A 21,689-nucleotide genomic window follows, 5' to 3' on the forward strand; every position below is an offset into this window, starting at 1 on the left:
CGCGCTGAGCGCGACGCCCCGGTCCCTGGGGTGTGAGCAACGGAGCGGGCCGAGGGCAGGGTCCCCGCCTCGCGCGCTCCGCAGCGGTCACTCCTCCTCGGCGGGCTCCTCGGCAGCCGGCTCGGCGCCCTCGGACTCCTCGTCCTCGGACTCCTCGACGCGCGGCAGGGCCACGCTGGCGACCAGCAGCTCGACGTCGGAGATCAGCTCGCTGCCCTCGGGCAGCGAGACGTCGCCGGCGAAGACCTGGAAGCCGTCCTCGGTGCCCTCGACGTCGATCTCGACCTGCTCGGGCACGTGGAGCGCATCGACCAGGAGGGTCAGGGTCTGCAGCTCGACGAAGGCCGCGGCCGGGGCGACGGGATCGCCGGTGAGGATCACCGGGATCTCCACCTCGACCTTCTCGCCCTTGCGGACGGTGATCAGATCGAGATGGTTCAGGGAGCGCTTCAGCGGGTGGCGCTGGATCTCCTTGATGAGCGCGAGGTGCTGGGCGCCGTCCGGGAGGGAGAGCTCGAGCAGCGCGTTGGGATTGCGGGCCGCCAGAGCGGTGTCGTGCCCGGGCAGGGAGAGGTGGAGGGGGGCCTCGCCGTGTCCGTAGAGGACGGCGGGGATGCGGCTCTCGGCGCGCAGACGACGCGATGCGCCCTTGCCGAAGTTCTCGCGCAGTTCGACGTTCAGCTTCTCAGCCATGGGGGTGTGCTCCTCAACGAGGGGTGGCTCGACGATGAGCGACGCCACGGGGCACAGGGAGGGGTGACCCGCTCCCGGATTTCCGCACCGCGTCGATCACGGAGGGGCTGGCGCCCGCTCCCTCGCCGAAGTGACCCGGTGAGACTAGCACGCTCCCCGCGCAGGGACGGCGGCGACGTGAGCGGCGCCGCACCGCAGACTCCGCGCTCCCGCGCAGGGACGAACATCCCCCAGGTCACGGTGCATTTCGAATGACCTAGGTCCCCTCTCGGGACGCCTCGACGCTCCTATTCTGTACTTGTCACAACAACCCCACCGAGTCCCTCCCGGGACCGACCGAAAGGCTTCCGCCGTGACTGCCTCCACCTCCCCGTCGTCACTCCCCACCGTCGTCGCGACCGACGCCGCCGCCGTCGGCGGCGAGAAGCGGAGCTGGGGCTACAGCGCCCTCGGCATCGCCCGGATGATGGTCGGCTTCACCTTCCTGTGGGCTTTCCTCGACAAGACCTTCGGCCTCGGCTTCTCGACCTCCGCTGAGGGGGCCTGGCTCCGTGGAGGATCCCCCACCAGCGGCTTCCTGGGCGGATCGATCGCCGGCGGCAACCCGTTCGCGGGTGCCTGGGACCTGTTCCTCGCGATCAACCCGCTCACCGATGTGCTGTTCATGCTCGGTCTGCTGGGTGTCGGCGTCGCCTTCATGCTCGGCATCGGCACGCGGGTGGCGGCCGTCGCCGCGGCGGCGATGTACACACTGATGTACCTGGCAGCCTTCCCGATCGCCTCGAATCCGCTCTACGACACCCATCTGCTGATGGCGGTCGCCGTGATCGCGATGGCCGGCCTCGCCGCCGGTGACCACGTGGGCCTCGGGAAGCCGTGGCACCGGCTGGTCAAGGGCAATCGTTTCCTGATCTGAGCCGCGGCACCGGCCCCCGGGACCACGACTGCGACGTTCGGCATCCTTCCGTCTTCGGACGCGGTGCCGGCCGTCGCAGTCGAACGTCGGGCCCGCTTCGCAGGTCGCGTGCGTCCCGCCGCTCTCCTACCGTCTCGGACCCCGGAGCACGTCGATCACACCTCGCCGTCGAAGATGCTGGTCACCGAGCCGTCGTCGAAGACGGCGCGGATCGCCCGCGCGAGCAGCGGTGCGATCGACAGCTGGGTGAGCCGGTCGAACTGCTTCTCGGGCGGGACCGGCAGGGTGTTGGTGCAGATCACTTCCCGGACCGAGCTGGTCTTCAGCCGCTCGGTGGCGGGATCGGAGAGGATCGCATGGGTGGTCGCGATGACCACCGAGTCCGCCCCGTTGGCGACCAGGGCGTCCGCCGCCTGCACGATGGTGCCGGCCGTGTCGATCATGTCGTCGACCAGGATGCAGGTCTTGCCCTCGACATCGCCGATCACCCGCTTGGCCACGGCCTGGTTGGGCCGCTTGGGGTCGCGGGACTTGTGGATGAACGCGAGGTTGACGCCGCCGAGCTTCTTCGCCCACTGCTCCGCCACCCGGATGCGGCCCGCATCCGGGGAGACCACGGCGAGGTCCTCCTGGCCGTACTTCTCCTGGATGTAGGCGGCGAGGATCGGCAGCGCCATCAGGTGATCGACGGGCCGTTCGAAATAGCCCTGCACCTGCGGGGCATGCAGGTCCACGGAGATCATGCGATCCACCCCGGCGGTCTCGTACATGTCGGCCATCAGCCGCGCGGAGATCGGCTCGCGTCCGCGATGCTTCTTGTCCTGACGCGCATACGGGAAGCTCGGCGCGATCGCGGTGATCCGCTTGGCCGACGCCCGCTTGAGCGCGTCGATCATGATGAGGTGCTCCACCACCCAGGTGTTGATCGGGGCGGGATGGGACTGCAGCACGAAGACGTCCGTGCCGCGCACGGACTCGCCGTAGCGCACGTAGATCTCGCCATTGGCGAAGTCCCAGGCGTCCATCGGCAGGACCTCGACGCCGAGCTCGTCGGCGACCTCCTGCGCGAGGACCGGGTGGGCCCGCCCGGACGCGAGGACCAGGCGCTTCTCCCCGGTGGTGACGATTCCGCTCATCGCTGCTCGTGCTCCTTGTGCTCGTCGGCGGCAGTTCCTGCAGGCGTCCTGGCAGCGGACTCATCGTCAGTGCCGAGGGCCGCGCGTGCCGCGGCCTCGGCCGCAGTCCCCGCACGGCGTCGCAGGGTCCATCCTTCCATGTTCCGCTGCGAGACGGCGCTGACGCCCAGCGCCCCCGCGGGGACGTCCTTGCGCACCGTGGTCCCGGCCCCGGTCGCCGCCCCGTCGCCGATCGTGACCGGCGCCACCAGGACGTTGTCGGCGCCGACGCGCACCTGGCGGCCGACGGTGGTGCGGTGCTTGTCGACGCCGTCGTAGTTCGCCACGATCGTGCCGGCACCGATGTTGGTGCCCTCGCCGATGTCGGCATCGCCGACGTAGCTGAGGTGCGGGATCTTCGCGCTCTCGCCGATCGTCGCGTTCTTCGTCTCGACGAAGCCGCCGATCTTCCCCTCGGCCCCGAGATCCGTCCCGGCGCGGAGGTAGGAGAAGGGGCCGACGGCGGCGCGGGCGCCGACCACGGCCAGCAGCGCATGGGAGCGGACCACCTCGGCCCCGGCGCCCACCTCGGTGTCACGGAGGGTGGTGTCGGGGCCGATCACGGCCTCCTCACCGATGTCGGTGGCTCCGTGCAGCTGGACGCCCGGAAGGATCACGGCATCCTGCCCGATGCTGACGTCGGCGTCGATCCAGGTGGTGGCGGGGTCGACGATCGTGACGCCGGCGCGCAGGTGGCGCTCGAGGATGCGGCGGTTCATCTCGGCGCCGAGCTGCGCGAGCTGAACACGGTCGTTGACGCCCTCGACCATCATCACGTCCTCGGTGACCACGGCCCGCACCGCACGGCCATCGCCCCGGGCGATCGCGAGGACGTCGGTGAGGTACATCTCGCCCTGGGCGTTGTCGGTGCCGAGGCGCCCGAGCGCATCGCGCAGCACGGCGAGGTCGAAGGCGTAGATGCCGGAGTTGATCTCGTCGATCTCGCGCTGGGCGTCGTCGGCGTCCTTGTGCTCGACGATCCCGAGCACCTCGGAGCCGTCCTTGCTGCGCAGGATGCGCCCGTAGCCGGTCGGATCGGGGACGCGGGCGCTGAGCACGGTGGCGGCGGCCCCGGCAGCCTCGTGCGCGGAGACCAGCTCGCGCAGGGTGGCAGGGTCCAGCAGCGGCACGTCCCCGTAGGTGACCAGGACGGTGCCCTCGCTCGCGGTGACCTGCTCGAGACCGCACTGGACGGCGCGCCCGGTGCCGGGGATCTCGTCCTGGTCGGCGACGGTGACCTCGGCGGCATGCTCGGCGAGATGCTCGGCGACGCGGTCCCGTTCGTGACGGAGCACGACGACCAGCTCGGCGGGCCCGGTGCCCTCGGCCGCGGTGACGGCGTGCACGAGGAGCGACCTGCCCCCGATCTCGTGGAGGACCTTCGGTCTCCGGGATCTCATCCGGGTCCCGGCACCGGCGGCCAGAACGATCACGGCGGCGGGGGCGGTGGTCTCTTCGATTCCCACGTCAGCGGCTCCTCGAGGTCTTCGACGGGTGGGGCATGCGGCGGCGCCGCGGTCGTCCTGCGACATCACCATCCGGGCGATGGGCGTTCCGCCATCAGGACTCGAACCTGAAACTTCAGAACCAAAATCTGAGGTGTTGCCGATTACACCATGGCGGATCGCGACCATCGGCGCGCCGTCGATGCGTCCACCGGGCGCCGGTGGGACTGGCGGCGCCGCGGGCGCGGCCCGATCCTACCGTCCGGCCGGCGGTCGTCGGGCCCCGCTCGGGGCTCGCCCTCCCCCGGCCGCAGCGCCCATGAGCCGCGCCGGACTCCCGGGGCCGCCCCGGGCCGGCGGCGCTCACGGCCTCGCCGTCGCTCAGGGTCGTCCGGCCTCGCTCCCCGTCGCTGACCGGTGGGTCACCGGTGTGGGAGACTCCCGCCATGGTGGAGAAGGAAGTCTCTCGCGCACGGACGACGCGCATGTCCGGCACGGAGCGCCGTGAGCAGCTGGTCACGGTGGGCCGGCGGGTGTTCGCCGAGAAGGGCTTCGACATGACCACCGTCGAGGAGATCGCGGCGCGTGCGAAGGTCTCCAAACCGATCGTGTACGAGCACTTCGGCGGCAAGGAGGGCCTGTACGCAGTCGTCGTGGACCGGGAGGTCTCCACCCTGCTCAGCGATCTGGAGAACTCGCTGAAGGACCAGCGCTCCCATCCCCGGGTGCTGATGGAGCGGGCGGCGCTCACCTTCCTCTCCTACATCGACGAGAACGAGGACGGCTTCCGGATCCTGGTGCGCGACTCGCCGGTCAGCCACGCCGTCGGCACCTTCTCCTCCCTGCTCACCGATGTCGCGCAGCGGGTCGAGGAGATCCTCGCCACTCAGCTGCGTCTGCACCGCTACCCGCCGCGCGATGCCACGCTGTACGCCCAGATGCTCGTCGGGATGGTGGCGTACACCGGCCAGTGGTGGCTGGAGACGCGCAGCCCCGCGAAGGAGATCGTCGCCGCCCGCATGGTGAACCTCTCCTGGTACGGGCTCAGCGCCCTGCAGAAGCAGCCTGCGCTGCGCGAGCACGAGGCCGGCTGACCGGAGCCCGCAGCGGTCCGGCCCCTAGACTCGCCTCATGCCCACCACGCCAGACGCCGCCGCACCGCGCCACGACGAGGTCGACCGCATCGTCGCGGGCTGGCGTGCGGTGCGCGATGATCTGGACGTCGCACCGCTGGCGGTGTTCTCCCGCATCTCCCGGTTGTCACGGTATCTCGAGGTCGCCCGGCGCGGCGCCTTCGCCGACGCGGGCCTCGAGGGGTGGGAGTTCGACATGCTCTCGGCACTGCGGCGCAGCGGCGACGACGCCCTCTCCCCCGGCGCGCTGATGCACGAGACACTGGTGACCAGCGGCACCATGACCACCCGGATCGACAAACTGGTCGCCCGGGGCCTGGTGAGCAAGAACCGCAGCCCGCACGACGGCCGCGCGGTCGAGGTGCGCCTGCGCGCCGACGGCGTCGCCCGGATCGATGCGGCGATGGAGAAGCTGCTGGAGGCGGAGCAGGAGCTGCTCGAGCCGCTGGCCCCCGACGGGCGCTCCGCCCTGGCCGACACCCTGCGCTCCCTGCTGCTGACCTTCGAGGTGGACGACCCTCCCCAGCGGTGAGCTGCGGCGGTGAGACCATCGCCCCGTCCGCCCCGACCTTCCGCACTTCCTGAGGACCTCTTCGTATGGCTCATCTGCTCGGCACCCAGTCCCTGCACGTCTCCCTGCCCGATCGGGTGCTGCTGGACGACATCACCGTCGGCATCGACGAGGGCGACCGCATCGGCGTGGTGGGGCGCAACGGCGACGGGAAGTCGACGCTGCTGCGCCTGCTCGCGGGCCTCAGCACGCCCGACGAGGGCCGCGTCACCGTGCGCGGCGGGGTGCGGGTCGGGGTGCTCAGCCAGCAGGACGAGGCGACCGCGGACACCACCGTCCGCCACCGCGTGGTCGGCGATCGGCCCGAGTTCGAGTGGGCCTCGGACCCGCGGATCCGCGATGTGCTGTCCGGGCTGCTCGAGGGCATCGACCTGGGCTCGCCTCTCACCGCGCTCTCCGGCGGGCAGCTGCGCCGCGTGCACCTGGCAGAGCTGCTGGTGGGCGACTGGGACGTGCTGCTGCTGGACGAGCCGACGAACCACCTCGACGTCGAGGGCATCTCCTGGCTCGCGGAGCACCTGCGTCGCCGCTGGAGTCGCAAGGACGGCGGCCTCGTGGTCATCACCCACGACCGCTGGTTCCTGGACGCGGTCTGCACCCGGATGTGGGAGGTGCACGACGGGGTCGTCGAACCCTTCGAGGGCGGCTACGCCGCCTATGTGCTGCAGCGGGTCGAGCGTGACCGACAGGCCGCGGCGATCGAGTCGAAGCGGCAGAACCTGATGCGCAAGGAGCTGGCCTGGCTGCGCCGCGGCGCACCCGCGCGGACGTCGAAGCCGAAGTTCCGCATCGATGCCGCGAACGAGCTGATCTCCGACGAGCCGCCGGTGCGCGATTCCGTCGCGCTGACGCAGCTGGCGACCTCGCGATTGGGTCGGGACGTGATCGACGTGCTCGACGTGGACGCCGGCTATGGGGACGTGACCGTGCTGCGCGATGTCACCGTGCACATCGGCCCCGCGGACCGCATCGGGGTGCTGGGCCCCAACGGTGCCGGGAAGTCGACGCTGCTGGCCCTGATCACCGGGGAGCTGGAGCCGCAGGCCGGCCGGGTCAAGAGGGGCAAGACCGTCACCGTGCGGCAGGTGACCCAGCAGCTGGAGGGCCTGCAGGAGCATCTGGAGTCGCGGGTCAGCGATGTGGTGGGCAGGTACCGCACCACGTTCCGCTCGGGGAAGGACGAGGTCACGCCCGGGCAGCTGCTCGAGCGGCTGGGGTTCACCGCCGCGCATCAGAAGGTGAAGGTCGGAGCGCTCTCCGGCGGGCAGCAGCGACGCCTGGACCTGCTGCTGACACTGCTGGATGAGCCCAACATCCTGGTGCTCGACGAGCCGACGAACGACATGGACACGGACATGCTCGCGGCGATGGAGGACCTGCTGGACACCTGGCCCGGTCCGCTGCTGGTGGTCTCCCACGACCGCTATCTGCTCGAGCGCGTCACCGACATCCAGTACGCGGTGCTCGACGGCACGGTCCGCCACGTCCCGGGCGGGGTGGAGCAGTATCTGGAGCTGCGGGCTGCGCAGACGGCGGCAGGGGCGAGGCCGACGGGCATCGGCGGCGCAGTTGGCGGCGCAGCCGGTTCCGGTGGCGCCGGCACCGGCACCGGCACCGGCACGTCATCGGCATCCGGCGCCGCAGCCGACTCATCGGCCGCGGGGGCGGCGACCCTCTCCGGGCCGGAGTCGCATGCGGCGCAGAAGGAGCTCGGGGCCGTGGAGCGCAGAATGCAGAAGCTCGAGCGGCAGACGACCTCCCTGCACACGAAGCTGGCCGACCATGACCAGTCCGACTATGTGGGATTGGCGGAGATCACGTCACAGCTGCGCGAGGTCGAGGGCGAGATCGAGAGCCTCGAGGAGCGCTGGCTGGAGCTGTCGGAGCTGCTCGGCTGAGCGGATCCGCCGTCACGCTACGCCGCGCCGGGTTCGAGGCCGCGCCATGGCCGGTCGGTGATGAGCGTGAGGTGCGGGAAGAAGACGTGATCCCGGCGCCGCGGCGCGAGACGGTGCTGTTCCCTGTGGCGCTCTCGCACTGCCGGGTGCGGATCGATCAGCGCAAGAGCGCGGCGGAGCGGGTCCTCCGGCTCGCCGTCGGGTGGTCGGAAGCCGGGCCCGGGCCTGGGGCGAGCCGTGCCGTCAGCTCCGCGGAGCAGTCGCGCTCCCGTGCCGAGCGGGTCGAAGTTGATGCTGCGGCGGTGGGAGGTCTGCCCGTAGCGGGTGGTCCATTCGACGGTGCGGCGCGTCCCGTTCTCGTCATGGACGACGCGCGCGCTCTGCCCGGACTCCTCCTTCTGGTTGTCCGCGGCGCAGAGTCCATTGCCGTTGTCCAGGGAGGTGGGGCCACCCTGCGACCAGGGGACGATGTGGTCGTTCTGGCGGATGCTCGCATCGCAGTGGGGCGCCCGGCACGTCTGGTGGGCGATCCGGAGGAAGCGGGCGAGCGCCGGCGGGAAGCTGCGGGCAGTGGATTCGACGGCGACGAGCTGGCCGTCCTCCGGATCGGTAAAGAGCCGGCGCAGGGTCATCGCGAGCTCCGGATCCTCCGCCACGGACGCCATCGCCTCGCGCATCTCCTCGCGGATGTGCTCGAAGGGCACCGCGCCGTAGCCTTCGATGGTGGCGGCGTCGGCGTGATCGGGGGCGAGGAGGGAGCGGTCGGTGATGATCACGCCGATCTCCAGCGTGGACGGATCGATCCCCTCGCCGCGACCGATCAGCGCGTCGGCGAAGAGGTCCGCCATGATCTGCTGATGGCCCCGCCGGTCACCGTGGGCGCGGGCCTTCTCCGCGGCGATCGAGAGCCCTTTGCGAAGGCGGGCGCCGTCGAGCCCGGGCAGGCGCGCGGTGACAGTGCACATGCCGTGCTCGCCGCGGCGCACGGTAACGCTGCGCTCCTGCTTCGCCGTGCGATGTCGTTCAGCGGCGCCCTGCGGATCCAGTCCGTGCAGCACCTTCTCCGCCTCACCGCCCCATTCCTCCGGACCGCAGTCCTCGAGGTAGGGCAGGTGGGCGGTGAGGATCTGATCGACCTGTGCGCGCTGCTCGGGGCTCGCCGGCGCCATCGTGCGCCCCACCCTGTGCGCGGAACTGGGCACGATCTGTCCGCGGGCGAGTGCTGTGAGCATGCCGGGCATCGAGCGGACGAGGCGGCGACAGGAGGCCATCGACTGACCGGCGCAGGACCGGGACTGCTTCAGCGCCGTCGACACCTCGGACCGTGCGATCTTCAGCGCCTGCTCCGGCGTCTCCTCACGACGCCGGCAGTCCTCCTTGACCGCCTCCTCCAGGCGGATCAGCGCCCGTGCCTGGACCGCGGCCACCGCACCGGACAGCTCCTGCAGCCGGGACAGCACGGCGATCGTCTCGGTGGCCGACAGCCGATCCAGCGAGGCGGCACCGTCGGCACCGATCTGGGCGAGCACGGCACGGGCTGCCGCCACGTCGACGTCACCGATCCGGAGCTCGTCGACACCCGCCTCGATCGAGAGCGCGCTGCGTGCTCCGGACCCCACCGACGCCGCGGTCGACCCCTCGGGGCCTCTCCCCGAGGTCGCACGCAACGGCACGATCCCGGGAGCGTCGCGACCGACTCCCGGGAATTCCTCGCCCTCGTACGATTCGTGTGCCATGCCTCATATTTTCGCACAGAGATTCGATGAGCGGAAGGTCTCTATGGAACCTACTCATGAGTAGCTGCTCATTGTGGATAACCTCCACTGGGGAGGAACGGTGATTCGCCCCTGCCACCCCTCAACGTTCAGGCGACCACCGCAGAAGCCCATCGAATGCTGCGTCTCGCTCGAGTCCCGAGGGGTCTCCGAGGGGGACGGTGCGACCGGCCGCGAGCCTCGATCGCGAGCGAGAGAGCAGCCGGGCATGGGGACGATGTGCACGTCAGAGCGTGCGCAGGAGCAGGATCGGCAGAAGGAGCGAGACCTGACGCCCCGGGGCCGGGTCGCCGAGGGCCCGTGAATCCCCGTCTGCCACCCACGTGCTCTGAACCGCGAAGGGCACGTCTCCGTGCTCAGCGTGCACGCCCCGCTTCAGAACATTTCGCAGGACGCATGAGATCGTGAACGTTTCTTTGATCGGATGATGCTCGTGATGCACTCTCATCCATCCTCTCGGGACGATTGCAGAGATCCTGTGCAAGATATTCACGGCTCCCCTCCTGCCACCGCACCGAGGCGTTTCAGCGGCGCACTGCGCGTCGTGTGCCCACCTCCCCCTGCCTCGCCAGGGGTGATCTCCTCCACCGCCTTCTCTCCGGAGGTCGCGTCTCGGGAGCGTGTGCCGGCGGGGTCCGCGCCGTCGAGGGATTGCACGGCGTCCCGAGATCCACAGGTACTGGAGGCATGACGGATCCGCCGTTCCACCTTCGGCTCGCCACCTCCGGCGATGCCCGGGGATGTGCGTTCGTGCACCACACGGCGTGGGTCGAGACGTACTCCGAGCTGCTCCCCCGGAGGCACTGGGAGACGGACACGCTGTCACGTCGCGCGGAGAGCTGGCGGCGCCGGCTCGACGGCGGCACGGCCGTCACCGTGGCAGAGACCGGTGGACAGATCTTCGGGTTCGCCATGACGACTCCGGCGCGCACGATCGGGGCGCACGAACCCGTGCGTGAGCTCGAGCTGTCATCCCTCTATGTCCTGGCGGCTCACCACGGGAGAGGAGCAGGGCAGGCGCTGCTCGATGCGGTGCTGAGGCCCGACACCCCGGCGCAGCTGTGGGTCCTCGAGGAGAACCCTCGAGCGCGTCGGTTCTATGAGCGCAACGGCTTCGCCGCCGATAGCGCTCGCTGCCTCGAGGAGAGCCTGTCCCTCACCGAGGTTCGGCACGTCCGATGAGAGGGAGAGGTGCAGCGATCCTGGTCCCGGCCGCCGACCGCGGGGAGTGCGAGCCCGAAGACCCCGGGGATCGCGCCATCACTCCTCCTCGAGCACGCTCGCTCCGGCCGCCGACCCCCTGGCCACCAGGCACGACTCGACCAGCGACTCGCTCATCAGGCCCGCCGCGATCGAGCGGGCCTGTGCCTCGTCCTCCACCAGCACGGCGACCGTCGGGCCCGAGCCGCTGACCAGTGCGGCCAGGGCTCCGTGCTGCTCGGCGGCCTCGACGACGGGCTCCAGCCCCGGGTGCAGGGAGAAGGCAGCGGCCTGCAGGTCGTTGTGCAGCGTGTCGGCGAGCAGCTCGAGGTTGCCGCCGCTGAGGGCCTGGAGCTGGCGCTCGTCGACCGTGGGATGCGTGACCGGGGGGCGCCCGCCACCGGTGGCGATCTCCTCGAAGCGACGGAACACGGCAGGGGTGGAGAGGTGCCCGCCGGGGACGGCCAGCAGCCAGGTCCACTCCCCGTGGGTGAGCACGGTGGTGAGATCCGCTCCGTTGCCGCGGCCGAGCGCCGTATGTCCGAGCATCGCGAAGGGCACGTCGGCGCCGAGCCGGGAGCCGAGCTGCCGCAGCCCCTCGCTGCCCAGTCCCAGGCCCCACAGCCGGTCCAGGGCGACCAGGGTGGCGGCGGCATCGGCCGACCCTCCGCCCATGCCTCCCGCGATCGGGACCTGCTTGTGGATGTGGAGCGCGGCGCCGTCGCGGAGGTCGAACTCGGTGCGCAGCAGCTCCGCCGCACGAAGGGCCAGATTGGACTCGTCCAGCGGGATCTCCCCCGGCACCTCGGAATGGACCTCGAGGCTCAACTCGTCGGCCCGGGTGGCGCTGACCGTCTCGTAGATATCCACCGCCTGGAACACCGTGGCCAGGGCGTGATAGCCGCGGTCATCGACGGCGCCGACCCCCAGGGACAGGTTGATCTTCCCGGGGGCGCGCACGACCACTCGCCGGCGCGCGGTCGGCATCAGGGGATCCCCGTCTGCGCCCGGGCGATCGCGCGGAACTCCTCGATGCCCAGGGTCTCGCCGCGGGCGCCCGGGTCGATGTCGGCGCTGCGCAGGATCTGCTCGGAGCGGACCGCGGAGCCCGCCCAGCCGGCCAGCGCGGCCCGCAGCGTCTTGCGCCGCTGGGCGAAGGCGGCGTCGACGACGGCGAAGACCGTCTCGCGCTCCGCGTCGGTGCCCAGCGGCTGCTCGTGCCGGACCAGCTCGACGAGTGCGGAGTCGACGTTGGGGACCGGCCAGAAGATCTGCCGGGAGATCCTGCCCGCGTGCACGGCCCGGCCGTACCAGGCGGTCTTCACGCTGGGCCCGCCGTAGGTGCGTGAGCCCGGGCCGGCGGTGAGACGGTCCACCACCTCGGACTGCACCATGACCAGGGCGGTGCGCACCGAGGGGAAGCGCCCGAGGATGGTGAGCAGGAGGGGGGTGGCGACGTTGTACGGGAGGTTCGCGACCAGTGTCGTCGGCTCCCCGGCGCGCGGGAGCGAGGGGAGCTCCGTGACCTGCAGAGCGTCGGCGTGCACCAGGCGGAAACGCTCGTCCCCGACGCCGCGGGCGCGGAGGGTGAGCGGGAGCAACTCGGCCAGGCCCCGGTCCAGTTCGACGGCGACCACCTCGGCGCCGGCCTCGAGCAGGCCCAGGGTGAGCGATCCCAGTCCCGGCCCGACCTCGAGCACCGCCTGGCCGGGCTCCACCCCGGCGCGGTCCACGATGGTGCGGACGGTGTTGGGGTCCATCACGAAGTTCTGTCCCCGCTGCTTCGAGGGCCGGATCCCGGCGGCCTCGGCGAGCTCGCGGATGTCCCGGGCCGTCAGCAGCATCCCCGCGCTCGCGGCGTCGGGGCCGCTCATGCGGTCACGTCCTCGGGCCAGCGGTACACGTCCTGGGTGGTGGCCCGGATCGTGCGGCAGGCCTGCTCCAGGTCGGTGCCGGTCACCTCGGCGATCGTCGCCATGGTGTGCGGGATCAGGTACGAGGAGTTCGGGCGGCCCCGGTACGGCACCGGGGTGAGGAAGGGCGCGTCGGTCTCGACCATGACCTGGCCGAGGCCCACCTCGGCGAGCGCACCTCGCAGGTCTGCGGCGTTGTTGAAGGTGACGGTGCCGGCGAAGGAGAGGAACCAGCCGCGGTCCACGCACTCGCGGGCGAACTCGGCATCGCCGGAGAAGCAGTGGAGGACGGTGCGCTCCGGGGCGCCGTCGGCCTCGAGCACCTCGAGCACGTCGCGGTGGGCGTCGCGGTCGTGGATCTGCAGCGGCAGGTCCAGCTCCTTGGCGAGCGCGATGTGCGCGCGGAACGCGTCGAGCTGGGCGGCGCGGGCCTGCTCGTCCTGCCGCGAGGTGCGGAACCAGTCCAGGCCCGTCTCCCCCACCACGATCATCCCGGGCCCGCGCAGCAGCGAGGCGACCTCGGCGATCGCCTCTCCCAGGCCCGGCAGCGCCCGGCCCTCGTGGTCGTGTCCGCGCGCATGGAGCGGGGCCTCGTTCGGGTGCACGGCGACGCCGCCGCGCAGGGAGGGCGGGCAGTCCGCGGCAGCGAGCAGGGCGGCGGTCCAGCGCACGGCCTCGAGGTCCGAGCCGATGGTGATCTGCGCATCGATGCCCGCGGCCGCCGCACGCGCGACATGGTCGTGGACATCGAGCTGTTCGTCGCCGTCGGCGAAGTCGAGGTGGCAGTGGTTGTCGATCACCGGGAAGGGCAGCGGCTCGGGCGCCGGTGGCCAGGAGCGGTCGCGCCTCTTCCCGCGGGGGTCGATGTCCTCGCGGTCGCGCACCGGTGACGGGGCGGTGGGGCCGGGCGGGGTCTCGTGCGGTGAGGACATGCGACCATGGTAGAAGGGCCGACGAGCGTCCTGGACCACGGGGGTTTCCGGCGCCGGGCCGTGACCGGGCCGTATCCGCCCGGGTGGCCCCAGCACGTTCCGGTCGCGCGTCGGACGGGTCGCGAGCCTGCTCCGCCCCGCGCGGTGTGAGAGATCACGGGCAGGGAACGGGCCCGGAGGGAGCGGAGGATCCCGGGATATGGCAGGATGGGGCGTCGTTGCGCGTCCTTTCGTGCACCCGAGCGCCCCGATTCCGTTGGACCGGGTTCGGGTCGCTGCTCGGGCGGATGCCAACGCTCGTTCACCCTCCGGACCGTCAAGGAGCGTCCCATGGCAGTGCCCAAGTTCAAGATGTCCCGTGCGCGCACGCATTCCCGTCGCTCGCAGTGGAAGGCCAACAACCCCGACCTCGTGCAGGTGACGGTCCGTGGCCGCACGGCCGCCGTGCCGCGTCGCCTCGCGAAGGCGTACCAGCGCGGCCTCCTCGAGATCGAGGACTGAGTCGACGCGGGCAGTGCCCGCGCCGCAGCAAGCTCGACGACGCCCCGGTCCACTGGCCGGGGCGTCGTCATGTACGAGGCTCGTCATGTGCAAGGACGCCGTGGGATCCTGCGGCCGCCAGGTTCACCGCCGGTTCAGCGCCAGGTCGTAGAGCTCGCTCGCGCCGACGCCCGCATGGGCCCGGGCGACCTGCTTCGCCGCGGCCTTGAGCCGCTCCCCCGCCGCGGCCCGCGCCAGCACCTGCTCGACCAGGTCCTCCGCGCTCGCCGCCACCGGCTCCGCGCCCGCCACCACGATCACCACCTCGCCGAGCACCTCGCCCTCCTCCGCCCAGGTGACGAGCTCGGCGAGGGTGCCGCGCCGGATCTCCTCGTAGGTCTTGGTCAGCTCGCGGGCCACGGCCGCCGGACGCGCTCCACCGAAGGCCGCCGCCATCGAGGCGAGGGTCGCGGCGGTGCGTCGCGGCGATTCGAAGAACACCATGGTGCGCTCCTGCGTCGCGAGCGGTTCGAGCGCGCCGGCCCGCCGGCCCTCCCGGCGCGGCGGGAAGCCCTCGAAGGTGAAGCGGTCCGGGGCGATGCCCGAGGCCGCCAGCGCCGTCAGCACGGCGGAGGGTCCGGGGATCACGGTCACCCGGTGCCCGGCCTCGGTCGCGGCGCGCACCGCACGGAATCCGGGGTCGGAGACGACCGGCATGCCGGCATCGGTGACGATCAGGACCCGTTGCCCGTCCGCCAGCGCCTCGAGCAGCGTCCCGGTGCGTTCGCCCTCGTTGTGCTCGTGATACGACAGGATCGTGCCGCGGGTGACCACCTCGAGCTCCCGGACCAGGCGATGGAGCCGACGGGTGTCCTCGGCGGCGATCAGATCCGCCTCGCCGAGGGCCCGCATCAGGCGCACCGAGGCGTCCAGCGGGTTCCCGATCGGGGTGGCGGCGAGGGTCAGGACTCCGGGTTCGAGCATCCCGCCATGCTATCGATCCCTGCCGCCTCCGCTCGCCCGGACCCCTGGCGCCCCGCCGCCTCGTCCCCGACCGTTCCGCGGCCGTTTCCCCACGATGACCTAGCATGTCCGGGTGCCCACGGAGGAGGAAGCGACATCCCGCGCCCATCGCGTCGCCGTCGATGACGAGCCGCGGGCCGTGCTCGCCTCCTACCGACGGCGGCTGCGGGCGTTCGACCTGCCCGCCTCCCGGCTCGCCTGGGCCGGCGCGATGGCCGTGTTCGGGCTCGCCCTGGTGCTGCGGCTGTGGGGCCTGGGCTCGATCGGCGAGCTGATCTTCGACGAGACCTATTACGTCAAGGACGGTTTTACCCTCACCCAGCAGGGCGTGGAGATGGCCTGGCCCGAGGACCCGGACGCCGCCTTCGAGGCCGGGGACGTGGACAGCTACGAGGCCGAGGGGGCCTACGTGGTCCATCCGCCGCTGGGCAAGTGGCTGATCGGCGGCGGCATGCTGCTGCTGGGGGCGGACGATCCCTGGGGCTGGCGCCTCTCCTCGGCGGTGCTGGGCTCGATCGCGGTGCTGCTGCTGGCCCGGATCGGGCGACGGCTGCTGCGCTCGACCACCGCGGGGCTGATCGCCGGCCTGCTGCTCGCCGTCGACGGGGTGCATCTGGTGCACTCCCGCACCAGCCTGCTCGACCCCTTCCTGATGTTCTTCGTGCTGGCGGCGTTCGGCGCCCTGCTGATCGACCGCGATCGCTTCCGCGAACGACTCGCGCTGGCCAGTGCGACCCTGCACAGCAGCTCCGCGGCATCGCCCCCGCTGGGGATCTCCGGCGGCCTGCGTCCCTGGCGGCTGACGGCGGGCCTGCTGCTGGGCATGGCCTGCTCGGTGAAGTGGTCGGGGCTGTTCTTCGTGGCGGTCTTCGGGATCATGACGGTGCTGTGGGACTGGTGGGCCCGCCGCACCGCCGCCCAGCGCGACTGGCTGCTCGGCGGGCTCCTCAGGGATGCGATCCCGGCCTTCTTCGCGGTGGTGGGCACGACACTGGTCACCTATGTGATCTCGTGGTCGGGCTGGTTCGCCTCCGCGATCGGGTACAACCGTCACCTCGCGGCGGCGGAGGGTGTGGCCACCGGCAGCGGTGTCCTGGACTCGCTGCTGTCGCTGTGGCTCTACCACGTCCAGGCCTACGGCTTCCACGTCGGCCTCGACTCAGAGCACCCCTATGCGGCCAATCCGTGGGGCTGGCTGCTGCAGCTGCGGCCCACGAACTTCTACTACCGCTCCTACGACTACGGCGAGCACGGCTGCGAGGTCGCCGAGTGCGGGGCGCACATCCTCTCGGTCGGCAACCCCCTGATCTGGTGGCTCGGCACGCTCGCGGTCCTCGCGACGCTGGTGCTCGCGGTGGCGCGGCGGGACGGGCGCGCCTGGGCGGCGCTGTCGGGGATCCTCGCCGGCTATGTCCCGTGGCTGCTGTTCAGCGAGCGGACGATCTTCACGTTCTACACCGTCGCCTTCGCGCCGTGGCTGATCCTGTGCCTGGCGTACGTGATGGCGCTGGTGATCGGCTCGGCGGACGGGGACCGGGAGCGACGGTTCGCCGGCGGGCTGTTCGTCGGCTCGCTGCTGGTGCTGATCGTGCTGGTCTCAGCATTCTTCTGGCCCGTCTGGACCGGTCAGGTGCTCGATCTGGAGCAGTGGCGCTATCGCATGTGGCTGCCGTCCTGGACCTGACGCCGCGGAGCTGCTTGGCATCCGCTCCTGGAGATCCGGTCATCGCCCCCTCCCCCGGCCCGCTACGCTTGCCGCATGTCCCCGGATTCCTCAGCGCTGCGAGATCTTGCCCGCGACCTCGGCGTCAGCACCCAGTACTGGGGGTGGGACGGCACCCTCAAGAATGTCGCCGACGACACCCTCCACGCGATCCTCACCGCGCTCGGCGCGCCGGTGGCCTCCGATGAGGACATCGCGGCCGTGCGGCGCGAGCAGGAGCGCGCCCCCTGGGCCCGCACCCTGCCGCCGGTGACCGTGCTGCGCGAGGACGCCGCCACCACGGTGCCCGTCCATGTCGACCACGGCACCGCGGTCCGGGCCCAGCTCCTGCTCGAGGACGGCGGCCGCCGAGAGCTCGCGCAGGCCGAGGACCACACCGCCCCGTTCGATCTGGACGGCACCCTGCGCGGTCGGGCCCGCTTCCACCTGCCCGCCGGGCTGCCGCTGGGATGGCACCGGCTGGTCGCGGAGACCGCGCAGGGTCCCTGCGAGGCAGATGTGGTGGTGACCCCGGCGCGGGTGCGGGTCCACCAGGAGTACGCCGCGAAGCGGGCCTTCGGGCTCCAGGCGCAGCTCTACTCGGTCCGCTCCCAGCGCTCCTGGGGCATCGGCGACCTCGCCGATATGCGCGATCTGGCAGCGATCAGCGGTGCCCGCCACGGCGCGGACTTCCTGCTGGTGAACCCCCTGCACGCCTCCTACCCGACGCCACCGGTCGAGCCGTCCCCGTACCTCCCGGTCACCCGCCGCTTCACCAGTGCGCTGTATCTGCGCATCGAGGACGTGCCCGAGTACCGCGAGCTCACCGATTTCTCCCGCCAGCGGGTGGGGCTGCTGCGCGGGCAGGTCTCCGGCTGGAACGACCGCGTGGACCGTCTCGAGCGCGACGAAGTGCTGGCCGCGAAGCTGCAGGCGCTCGAGGAGCTGTTCGCGGTGCCGCTGTCCGCAGGGCGCCGGGCGCTGCTGGACGCCTACCGCGCCCGCGAGGGGCAGGGCCTGGAGGACTTCGCCCTGTGGTCCGCGATCGCCGAGTCGGTGCGCGGCACGGCCGACGAGGCCTGCCTGCAGGACCTCGATCACACCACCCTCGAGCAGGCCCGTCGGGAGCTGTCGGAGCGGATCGACTTCCATATCTGGACCCAGTGGCTGCTGGACGAGCAGCTCAGCGCCGCCCAGACCGCGGCCCGCGATGCCGGAATGCGGATCGGGATCATGCACGACCTCGCGGTCGGGGTGGAGCAGATCGGTGCGGACTCCTGGCGGCTGCGTCACGTCCTGGCCGCCGGGGCGGCCGTCGGCGCTCCCGCCGACCAGTACAACCAGCAGGGCCAGAACTGGCATCAGCCGCCGTGGCACCCCCAGCATCTGCGCGAGGCCGGCTACCGGCCGTGGCGGGACATGCTGCGCACGCTCATGCGCCACGCCGGAGCTCTGCGGATCGACCACGTGCTGGGGCTGTTCCGGCTGTGGTGGATCCCGGAGGGGCACGAGGCGGCCGACGGCGCCTACGTCTCCTACGACCACGAGGCGATGATCGGCATCCTGGTCCTGGAGGCGCAGCGCTCGGGCACCCTGGTGGTCGGCGAGGACCTCGGCACCTTCGAGCCGTGGGTGCGCGACTACCTGGTGGATCGCGGGATCCTGGGCACCTCGATCCTCTGGTTCGAGCACGACGAGAAGGGGGATCCGCTGCCGGCGGAGGACTACCGGTCTCTGTGCATGGCCTCGGTGAACACCCACGATCTGCCGCCCACGGCCGGCTACCTGGCGGGTGACCATGTGGCCCTGCGCCACGAGCTGGGTCTGCTGGAGCGGGATCTGGCCGAGGAGCTCGTGGCCGACGCCGCCGGACGCGAGCAGGTGCTGGACGTGCTGCGTCGGGACGGCCTGCTGGCCGCCGGCGGCGCGGGCGGGTCGGACATCGAGCAGACGGTGCTCGCCCTGCACCGCTACCTGGCGCGCACCCCGTCGATGCTGCTGGGCGTGTCCCTCGTGGACTGCGTGGGCGAGCGGCGCATCCAGAACCAGCCGGGCACCGATGAGGAGTACCCGAACTGGCGGATCCCGCTGGCAGATGCCGCCGGCGCCCCGGTCTCGATCGACGACATCGCGACCGACGAGCGCACGGCGCGCCTGCTGGCGGCGGTGCGCGAGGGACTGGGCCGGGGCTGACGCGCGATCAGCCGGCTCGCGGGCGCGGTCAGTCTCGTGCGCGCAGTCAGTCCGCGGTCACCCGGTCCCACACCGAGCGCTGGTCGAGGAACTCGCGGGCGGCTCCCTGCGCACCCTCGAGGCTGTGGTGGGCGCCCCAGCCGCACTGGACCTCGTTGGCGGCGGGGACCTCGTTGGCCGCCAGCAGATCGCGCAGCGTGGCCTCGAGGACCGGGGCGAAGTCCGCAACGGTGCGGTCGCCGACCAGCAGCACGTAGAAGCCGGTGCGACAGCCCATCGGCGAGACGTCCAGGACGTCCCCGGAGTGGTTGCGCATGTGCTCGGCCATCATGTGCTCGAGGGAGTGGACGGTCTCGGTCGCCAGGTGCTCGACGTTGGGCTGGGTGAAGCGCACGTCGAACTTGGTCAGCACGTCGCCGCCGGGCAGCTCCTTGCGATCGGCGATGCGCAGGTAGGGCGCGGCGACGGTGCGGTGGTCGAGGTTGAAGCTCTCGACGTTCATCCGGGGCTGCTCGGTCATCGGTGATGCTCCTTCGGGCTGTGTGCGGGAGTGCGGGTCAGGGGGTCTGCGGGGGTGCTCAGCGGCTGGAGCGGGCGGTGCGACCGCGCACGACGCCGACGAACTCCTGGCGCAGCGGGTCGTCCGCCTCGCGGGGCCAGGCGAGCGCGATGCGGGTGGGCTCCGCGTCGCGCAGCGGGCGGGAGACGGCGTCCTTGCGGTGGTGGAGCCGCGCCAGCGACAGCGGCACCCGGGTGAAGCCGACGCCCGTCGCGGCGACGGCGATCCGCTCAGCGGCGTCATCGGCGTGGGCGGTGGGGATCTCGGTCTCCCCCGCCAGGTCGTCCGGGCCGATCTCGTCGAGCAGGCTGAGCACGTTCTCGGTGCCCACCACGATCGCCGCCCGTTCTTCCCACAGCGGCACCAGGTGCAGTTCCTCGGCGGTCAGCGGCAGGCGCACGAAGCACATGTCGACCTCTCCGGCGGTCAGTGCCTCGTGCTGCCGGGAGAGCGGGACCGGGGTCAGCTCGAGCCAGGCGCCCCGGCGGCCCGACTTCCAGCGGCGCAGGAAGCGATCGGGCTCGACGCCGGGGATGAAGCCGATGCGCAGCGTGGTGGGGTGCATGCCCTCAGCCTACGACCCGCGCGGCCACGACGAGCCGGAGCTCGCCCCGGCGGAACCGGTCTCGGCAGCACGTCGATCCCGAGTGCGCCGGCACCCGGTGGACATGCCGTGTGGTGTAGCCTCCGTGTGGTGTTGCCCCATCGCTGGAGAACACTGCTGGAGAACGGGGTATTCGGTCGTGAGAGCGGGGTCGACGACGGTGTCGAAGAAGAGTCCTGGGCACATCGCCATCATCGGGGCCGGCATGTCCGGTCTCACCACGGCCTGGCACCTGCAGGAGCAGGGGGTCGAGGTCACCGTGCTGGAACGGGACGACGTCGCGGCCGGGTCGTCCTGGGGCAACGCGGGGTGGCTCACCCCCTCCCTGACCCTGCCCCTCAGCGAGCCGTCGGTGCTGAAGTACGGCCTCACCGCGATGCTCGATCCCTCCTCGCCGCTGTACGTCCCGGTGACCGCCGATCCGCAGCTGCTGAGATTCCTGGCCGGCTTCGCGCGCAACTGCACGCCGGGCAGGTGGCGGCGCGCCATGGGGATCTTCACCGAGGTCAACCGGGTCGCCCTGGACGCCTTCGACGAGCTCGACATCGCCGAGCCCACCCACCCCGCACGCCCGTTCCTGGCCGCCTTCGCCACCGAGCAGGACCGGCAGGCGATGGTGCGCGAGTTCGCCGGCATCACCCGGTCCGGCGGCGCGGTCGAGTACGACCTCCTCAGCGGTGACCAGATGCGCGAGCACGAGCCCGTCCTGGCCGACGGCGTCACCGCGGGCATCGCGCTCCACGGGCAGCGCTTCATCGATCCGCCGCGGTACCTGGCCGCGCTGGCCGCGGCGGTCGAGGACCGCGGCGGGCGGATCCGGCGCGGCGTCGACGTGGCGGACATCCGCCAGCGGGGTGCCGGGGTCGAGGTGCTGGAGCGCTCCGGTGACCCCGTGCGCGCCGATCACGTCGTCATCGCCACCGGAGCGTGGCTGGGTCGGCTCGCCCGCCGCTTCGGTGTCCGCCAGGTCGTGCAGGCCGGTCGCGGCTACAGCTTCACCGTCCATCCCGAGTCGATGCCGACCCACCCGCTGTACTTCCCCACCCAGCGGGTCGCCTGCACACCGCTGGGCGACCGCTTCCGCGTCACCGGGATGATGGAGTTCCGTCCCGCGGACGCCCCCTTGGACCCGCGTCGGATTCAGGCGATCATCAACGCTGTCCGACCCATGTACCAGGGGATCGACTGGGAGGACCGTCAGGAGGAGTGGGTGGGGTCCCGGCCCTGCACCGCGGACGGCCTGCCCCTGGTGGGCAGCACCCGGGACTCGCGGGTCAGCATCGCGGGCGGGCACGGGATGTGGGGAATCGCGCTCGGCCCCCTGACCGGCAAGATGCTCGCCAGCCAGCTGACCGGCGGTCGGCCCCCGGCGGTCATGCGGCATTTCGACCCGCTGCGCTAGCAGCTCTCCCCCGGGAGGGCGGTGCGGCGGCCCCTCGAGTGGGGTCGGCGGGCCCGTCCCCGCACCGGTCGCCCC

General features: G+C 71.7%; 19 protein-coding genes and 1 tRNA gene. 9 read left to right on the forward strand and 11 right to left on the reverse strand.

Going from position 1 to position 21,689, the window contains the following annotated elements; translation table 11 throughout:
* Positions 1–87: 87 nt before the first annotated feature.
* Positions 88–693, reverse strand: a complete 606-nt coding sequence (locus ACHUEU_RS09960; RefSeq protein ID WP_394215892.1) for a 50S ribosomal protein L25/general stress protein Ctc — start codon at positions 691–693, stop codon at positions 88–90.
* A gap of 352 nt (positions 694–1,045) precedes the next feature.
* Between ACHUEU_RS09960 and ACHUEU_RS09965 the strand changes: the two genes are divergently transcribed.
* Positions 1,046–1,609 (forward strand): hypothetical protein, encoded by a 564-nt coding sequence (locus ACHUEU_RS09965; RefSeq protein ID WP_394215894.1) that lies wholly within the window; start codon positions 1,046–1,048, stop codon positions 1,607–1,609.
* A gap of 155 nt (positions 1,610–1,764) precedes the next feature.
* Here the strand turns inward: ACHUEU_RS09965 and ACHUEU_RS09970 are convergent, their stop codons facing one another.
* The 3 genes from ACHUEU_RS09970 to ACHUEU_RS09980 form a co-directional block, all read right to left on the reverse strand.
* Complete coding sequence (locus tag ACHUEU_RS09970; protein ID WP_394215896.1) at positions 1,765–2,745, reverse strand: ribose-phosphate diphosphokinase; 981 nt, start codon at positions 2,743–2,745, stop codon at positions 1,765–1,767.
* Positions 2,742–4,250 carry a bifunctional UDP-N-acetylglucosamine diphosphorylase/glucosamine-1-phosphate N-acetyltransferase GlmU gene (gene glmU, locus ACHUEU_RS09975; RefSeq protein WP_394215898.1) on the reverse strand — a complete coding sequence of 503 codons (1,509 nt, stop codon included), beginning with the start codon at positions 4,248–4,250 and terminating at the stop codon, positions 2,742–2,744. Before glmU ends, ACHUEU_RS09970 begins: the two co-directional genes overlap by 4 nt.
* Positions 4,251–4,336: 86 nt before the next feature.
* Positions 4,337–4,408, reverse strand: a tRNA-Gln gene (locus tag ACHUEU_RS09980).
* 306 nt (positions 4,409–4,714) lie between these two features.
* Here ACHUEU_RS09980 and ACHUEU_RS09985 point away from each other — a divergent pair.
* From ACHUEU_RS09985 to ACHUEU_RS09995, 3 genes are all read left to right on the forward strand, one after another.
* Positions 4,715–5,323, forward strand: a complete 609-nt coding sequence (locus ACHUEU_RS09985; RefSeq protein ID WP_394215900.1) for a TetR/AcrR family transcriptional regulator — start codon at positions 4,715–4,717, stop codon at positions 5,321–5,323.
* Between the two features lie 37 nt (positions 5,324–5,360).
* Positions 5,361–5,894, forward strand: coding sequence for a MarR family winged helix-turn-helix transcriptional regulator (locus tag ACHUEU_RS09990; RefSeq protein WP_394215902.1), 534 nt, complete (start codon positions 5,361–5,363; stop codon positions 5,892–5,894).
* A 65-nt stretch (positions 5,895–5,959) separates the two neighbouring features.
* Positions 5,960–7,831, forward strand: a complete 1,872-nt coding sequence (locus ACHUEU_RS09995) for an ABC-F family ATP-binding cassette domain-containing protein (protein ID WP_394215904.1) — start codon at positions 5,960–5,962, stop codon at positions 7,829–7,831.
* A 17-nt stretch (positions 7,832–7,848) separates the two neighbouring features.
* Here the strand turns inward: ACHUEU_RS09995 and ACHUEU_RS10000 are convergent, their stop codons facing one another.
* A complete protein-coding gene (locus ACHUEU_RS10000; RefSeq protein ID WP_394215906.1) occupies positions 7,849–9,567 on the reverse strand; it encodes an HNH endonuclease signature motif containing protein in 1,719 nt (572 codons plus the stop codon).
* A gap of 726 nt (positions 9,568–10,293) precedes the next feature.
* Between ACHUEU_RS10000 and ACHUEU_RS10005 the strand changes: the two genes are divergently transcribed.
* Positions 10,294–10,788 (forward strand): GNAT family N-acetyltransferase, encoded by a 495-nt coding sequence (locus ACHUEU_RS10005; RefSeq protein ID WP_394215908.1) that lies wholly within the window; start codon positions 10,294–10,296, stop codon positions 10,786–10,788.
* A 78-nt stretch (positions 10,789–10,866) separates the two neighbouring features.
* On the opposite strand, the gene ACHUEU_RS10010 is transcribed toward ACHUEU_RS10005, so the two are convergent.
* The 3 genes from ACHUEU_RS10010 to ACHUEU_RS10020 are packed head-to-tail and all read right to left on the reverse strand — an operon-like array spanning position 10,867 to position 13,651.
* Complete coding sequence (locus ACHUEU_RS10010; RefSeq protein WP_394215910.1) at positions 10,867–11,793, reverse strand: 4-(cytidine 5'-diphospho)-2-C-methyl-D-erythritol kinase; 927 nt, start codon at positions 11,791–11,793, stop codon at positions 10,867–10,869.
* Entirely contained in the window at positions 11,793–12,680 is an 888-nt protein-coding gene (rsmA, locus tag ACHUEU_RS10015) for a 16S rRNA (adenine(1518)-N(6)/adenine(1519)-N(6))-dimethyltransferase RsmA (protein WP_394215912.1), read from the reverse strand. Before rsmA ends, ACHUEU_RS10010 begins: the two co-directional genes overlap by 1 nt.
* Positions 12,677–13,651 (reverse strand): TatD family hydrolase, encoded by a 975-nt coding sequence (locus ACHUEU_RS10020; protein WP_394215914.1) that lies wholly within the window; start codon positions 13,649–13,651, stop codon positions 12,677–12,679. Before ACHUEU_RS10020 ends, rsmA begins: the two co-directional genes overlap by 4 nt.
* A 330-nt stretch (positions 13,652–13,981) precedes the next feature.
* Between ACHUEU_RS10020 and rpmF the strand changes: the two genes are divergently transcribed.
* The gene (gene rpmF, locus ACHUEU_RS10025; protein WP_089066067.1) at positions 13,982–14,152 is read left to right on the forward strand and encodes a 50S ribosomal protein L32; all 171 of its coding nucleotides are present in this window, start codon (positions 13,982–13,984) and stop codon (positions 14,150–14,152) included.
* Positions 14,153–14,275: 123 nt separating this feature from the next.
* On the opposite strand, the gene rsmI is transcribed toward rpmF, so the two are convergent.
* The gene (gene rsmI, locus ACHUEU_RS10030) at positions 14,276–15,115 is read right to left on the reverse strand and encodes a 16S rRNA (cytidine(1402)-2'-O)-methyltransferase (RefSeq protein ID WP_394215915.1); all 840 of its coding nucleotides are present in this window, start codon (positions 15,113–15,115) and stop codon (positions 14,276–14,278) included.
* Positions 15,116–15,227: 112 nt separating this feature from the next.
* Here rsmI and ACHUEU_RS10035 point away from each other — a divergent pair, with 112 nt between their 5' ends.
* Positions 15,228–16,838: a dolichyl-phosphate-mannose--protein mannosyltransferase gene (locus ACHUEU_RS10035; protein WP_394215917.1), complete on the forward strand. Its 1,611-nt coding sequence runs from the start codon at positions 15,228–15,230 to the stop codon at positions 16,836–16,838.
* A 75-nt stretch (positions 16,839–16,913) separates the two neighbouring features.
* Positions 16,914–19,049 carry a 4-alpha-glucanotransferase gene (malQ, locus tag ACHUEU_RS10040; protein WP_394215919.1) on the forward strand — a complete coding sequence of 712 codons (2,136 nt, stop codon included), beginning with the start codon at positions 16,914–16,916 and terminating at the stop codon, positions 19,047–19,049.
* A gap of 46 nt (positions 19,050–19,095) precedes the next feature.
* Here the strand turns inward: malQ and ACHUEU_RS10045 are convergent, their stop codons facing one another.
* Positions 19,096–19,569 carry an S-ribosylhomocysteine lyase gene (locus ACHUEU_RS10045; RefSeq protein WP_394215921.1) on the reverse strand — a complete coding sequence of 158 codons (474 nt, stop codon included), beginning with the start codon at positions 19,567–19,569 and terminating at the stop codon, positions 19,096–19,098.
* Positions 19,570–19,627: 58 nt separating this feature from the next.
* Positions 19,628–20,173: a LysR substrate-binding domain-containing protein gene (locus ACHUEU_RS10050; protein ID WP_394215923.1), complete on the reverse strand. Its 546-nt coding sequence runs from the start codon at positions 20,171–20,173 to the stop codon at positions 19,628–19,630.
* A 199-nt stretch (positions 20,174–20,372) separates the two neighbouring features.
* On the opposite strand from ACHUEU_RS10050, the gene ACHUEU_RS10055 reads away from it, so the two are divergent.
* Complete coding sequence (locus ACHUEU_RS10055) at positions 20,373–21,614, forward strand: NAD(P)/FAD-dependent oxidoreductase (RefSeq protein ID WP_394215925.1); 1,242 nt, start codon at positions 20,373–20,375, stop codon at positions 21,612–21,614.
* Positions 21,615–21,689: the final 75 nt, after the last annotated feature.

It is taken from the genome of Brachybacterium vulturis, from assembly GCF_043641765.1.
GTDB classification, from domain to species: Bacteria; Actinomycetota; Actinomycetes; order Actinomycetales; family Dermabacteraceae; genus Brachybacterium; species Brachybacterium vulturis_A.

Bases quoted from the DNA above. Each gene is read 5' to 3' on its own strand.
- ACHUEU_RS10050 (WP_394215923.1), bottom strand. From the start codon at position 20,173: ATGCACCCCACCACGCTGCGCATCGGCTTCATCCCCGGCGTCGAGCCC.
- ACHUEU_RS10005 (WP_394215908.1), top strand. From the start codon at position 10,294: ATGACGGATCCGCCGTTCCACCTTCGGCTCGCCACCTCCGGCGATGCC.
- ACHUEU_RS09960 (WP_394215892.1), bottom strand. From the start codon at position 693: ATGGCTGAGAAGCTGAACGTCGAACTGCGCGAGAACTTCGGCAAGGGC.
- ACHUEU_RS10045 (WP_394215921.1), bottom strand. From the start codon at position 19,569: ATGACCGAGCAGCCCCGGATGAACGTCGAGAGCTTCAACCTCGACCAC.
- ACHUEU_RS10000 (WP_394215906.1), bottom strand. From the start codon at position 9,567: ATGGCACACGAATCGTACGAGGGCGAGGAATTCCCGGGAGTCGGTCGC.
- ACHUEU_RS09985 (WP_394215900.1), top strand. From the start codon at position 4,715: ATGTCCGGCACGGAGCGCCGTGAGCAGCTGGTCACGGTGGGCCGGCGG.
- ACHUEU_RS09995 (WP_394215904.1), top strand. From the start codon at position 5,960: ATGGCTCATCTGCTCGGCACCCAGTCCCTGCACGTCTCCCTGCCCGAT.
- malQ (WP_394215919.1), top strand. From the start codon at position 16,914: ATGTCCCCGGATTCCTCAGCGCTGCGAGATCTTGCCCGCGACCTCGGC.
- rsmI (WP_394215915.1), bottom strand. From the start codon at position 15,115: ATGCTCGAACCCGGAGTCCTGACCCTCGCCGCCACCCCGATCGGGAAC.
- ACHUEU_RS09970 (WP_394215896.1), bottom strand. From the start codon at position 2,745: ATGAGCGGAATCGTCACCACCGGGGAGAAGCGCCTGGTCCTCGCGTCC.
- ACHUEU_RS10010 (WP_394215910.1), bottom strand. From the start codon at position 11,793: ATGCCGACCGCGCGCCGGCGAGTGGTCGTGCGCGCCCCCGGGAAGATC.
- ACHUEU_RS09990 (WP_394215902.1), top strand. From the start codon at position 5,361: ATGCCCACCACGCCAGACGCCGCCGCACCGCGCCACGACGAGGTCGAC.
- rpmF (WP_089066067.1), top strand. From the start codon at position 13,982: ATGGCAGTGCCCAAGTTCAAGATGTCCCGTGCGCGCACGCATTCCCGT.
- rsmA (WP_394215912.1), bottom strand. From the start codon at position 12,680: ATGAGCGGCCCCGACGCCGCGAGCGCGGGGATGCTGCTGACGGCCCGG.
- ACHUEU_RS10020 (WP_394215914.1), bottom strand. From the start codon at position 13,651: ATGTCCTCACCGCACGAGACCCCGCCCGGCCCCACCGCCCCGTCACCG.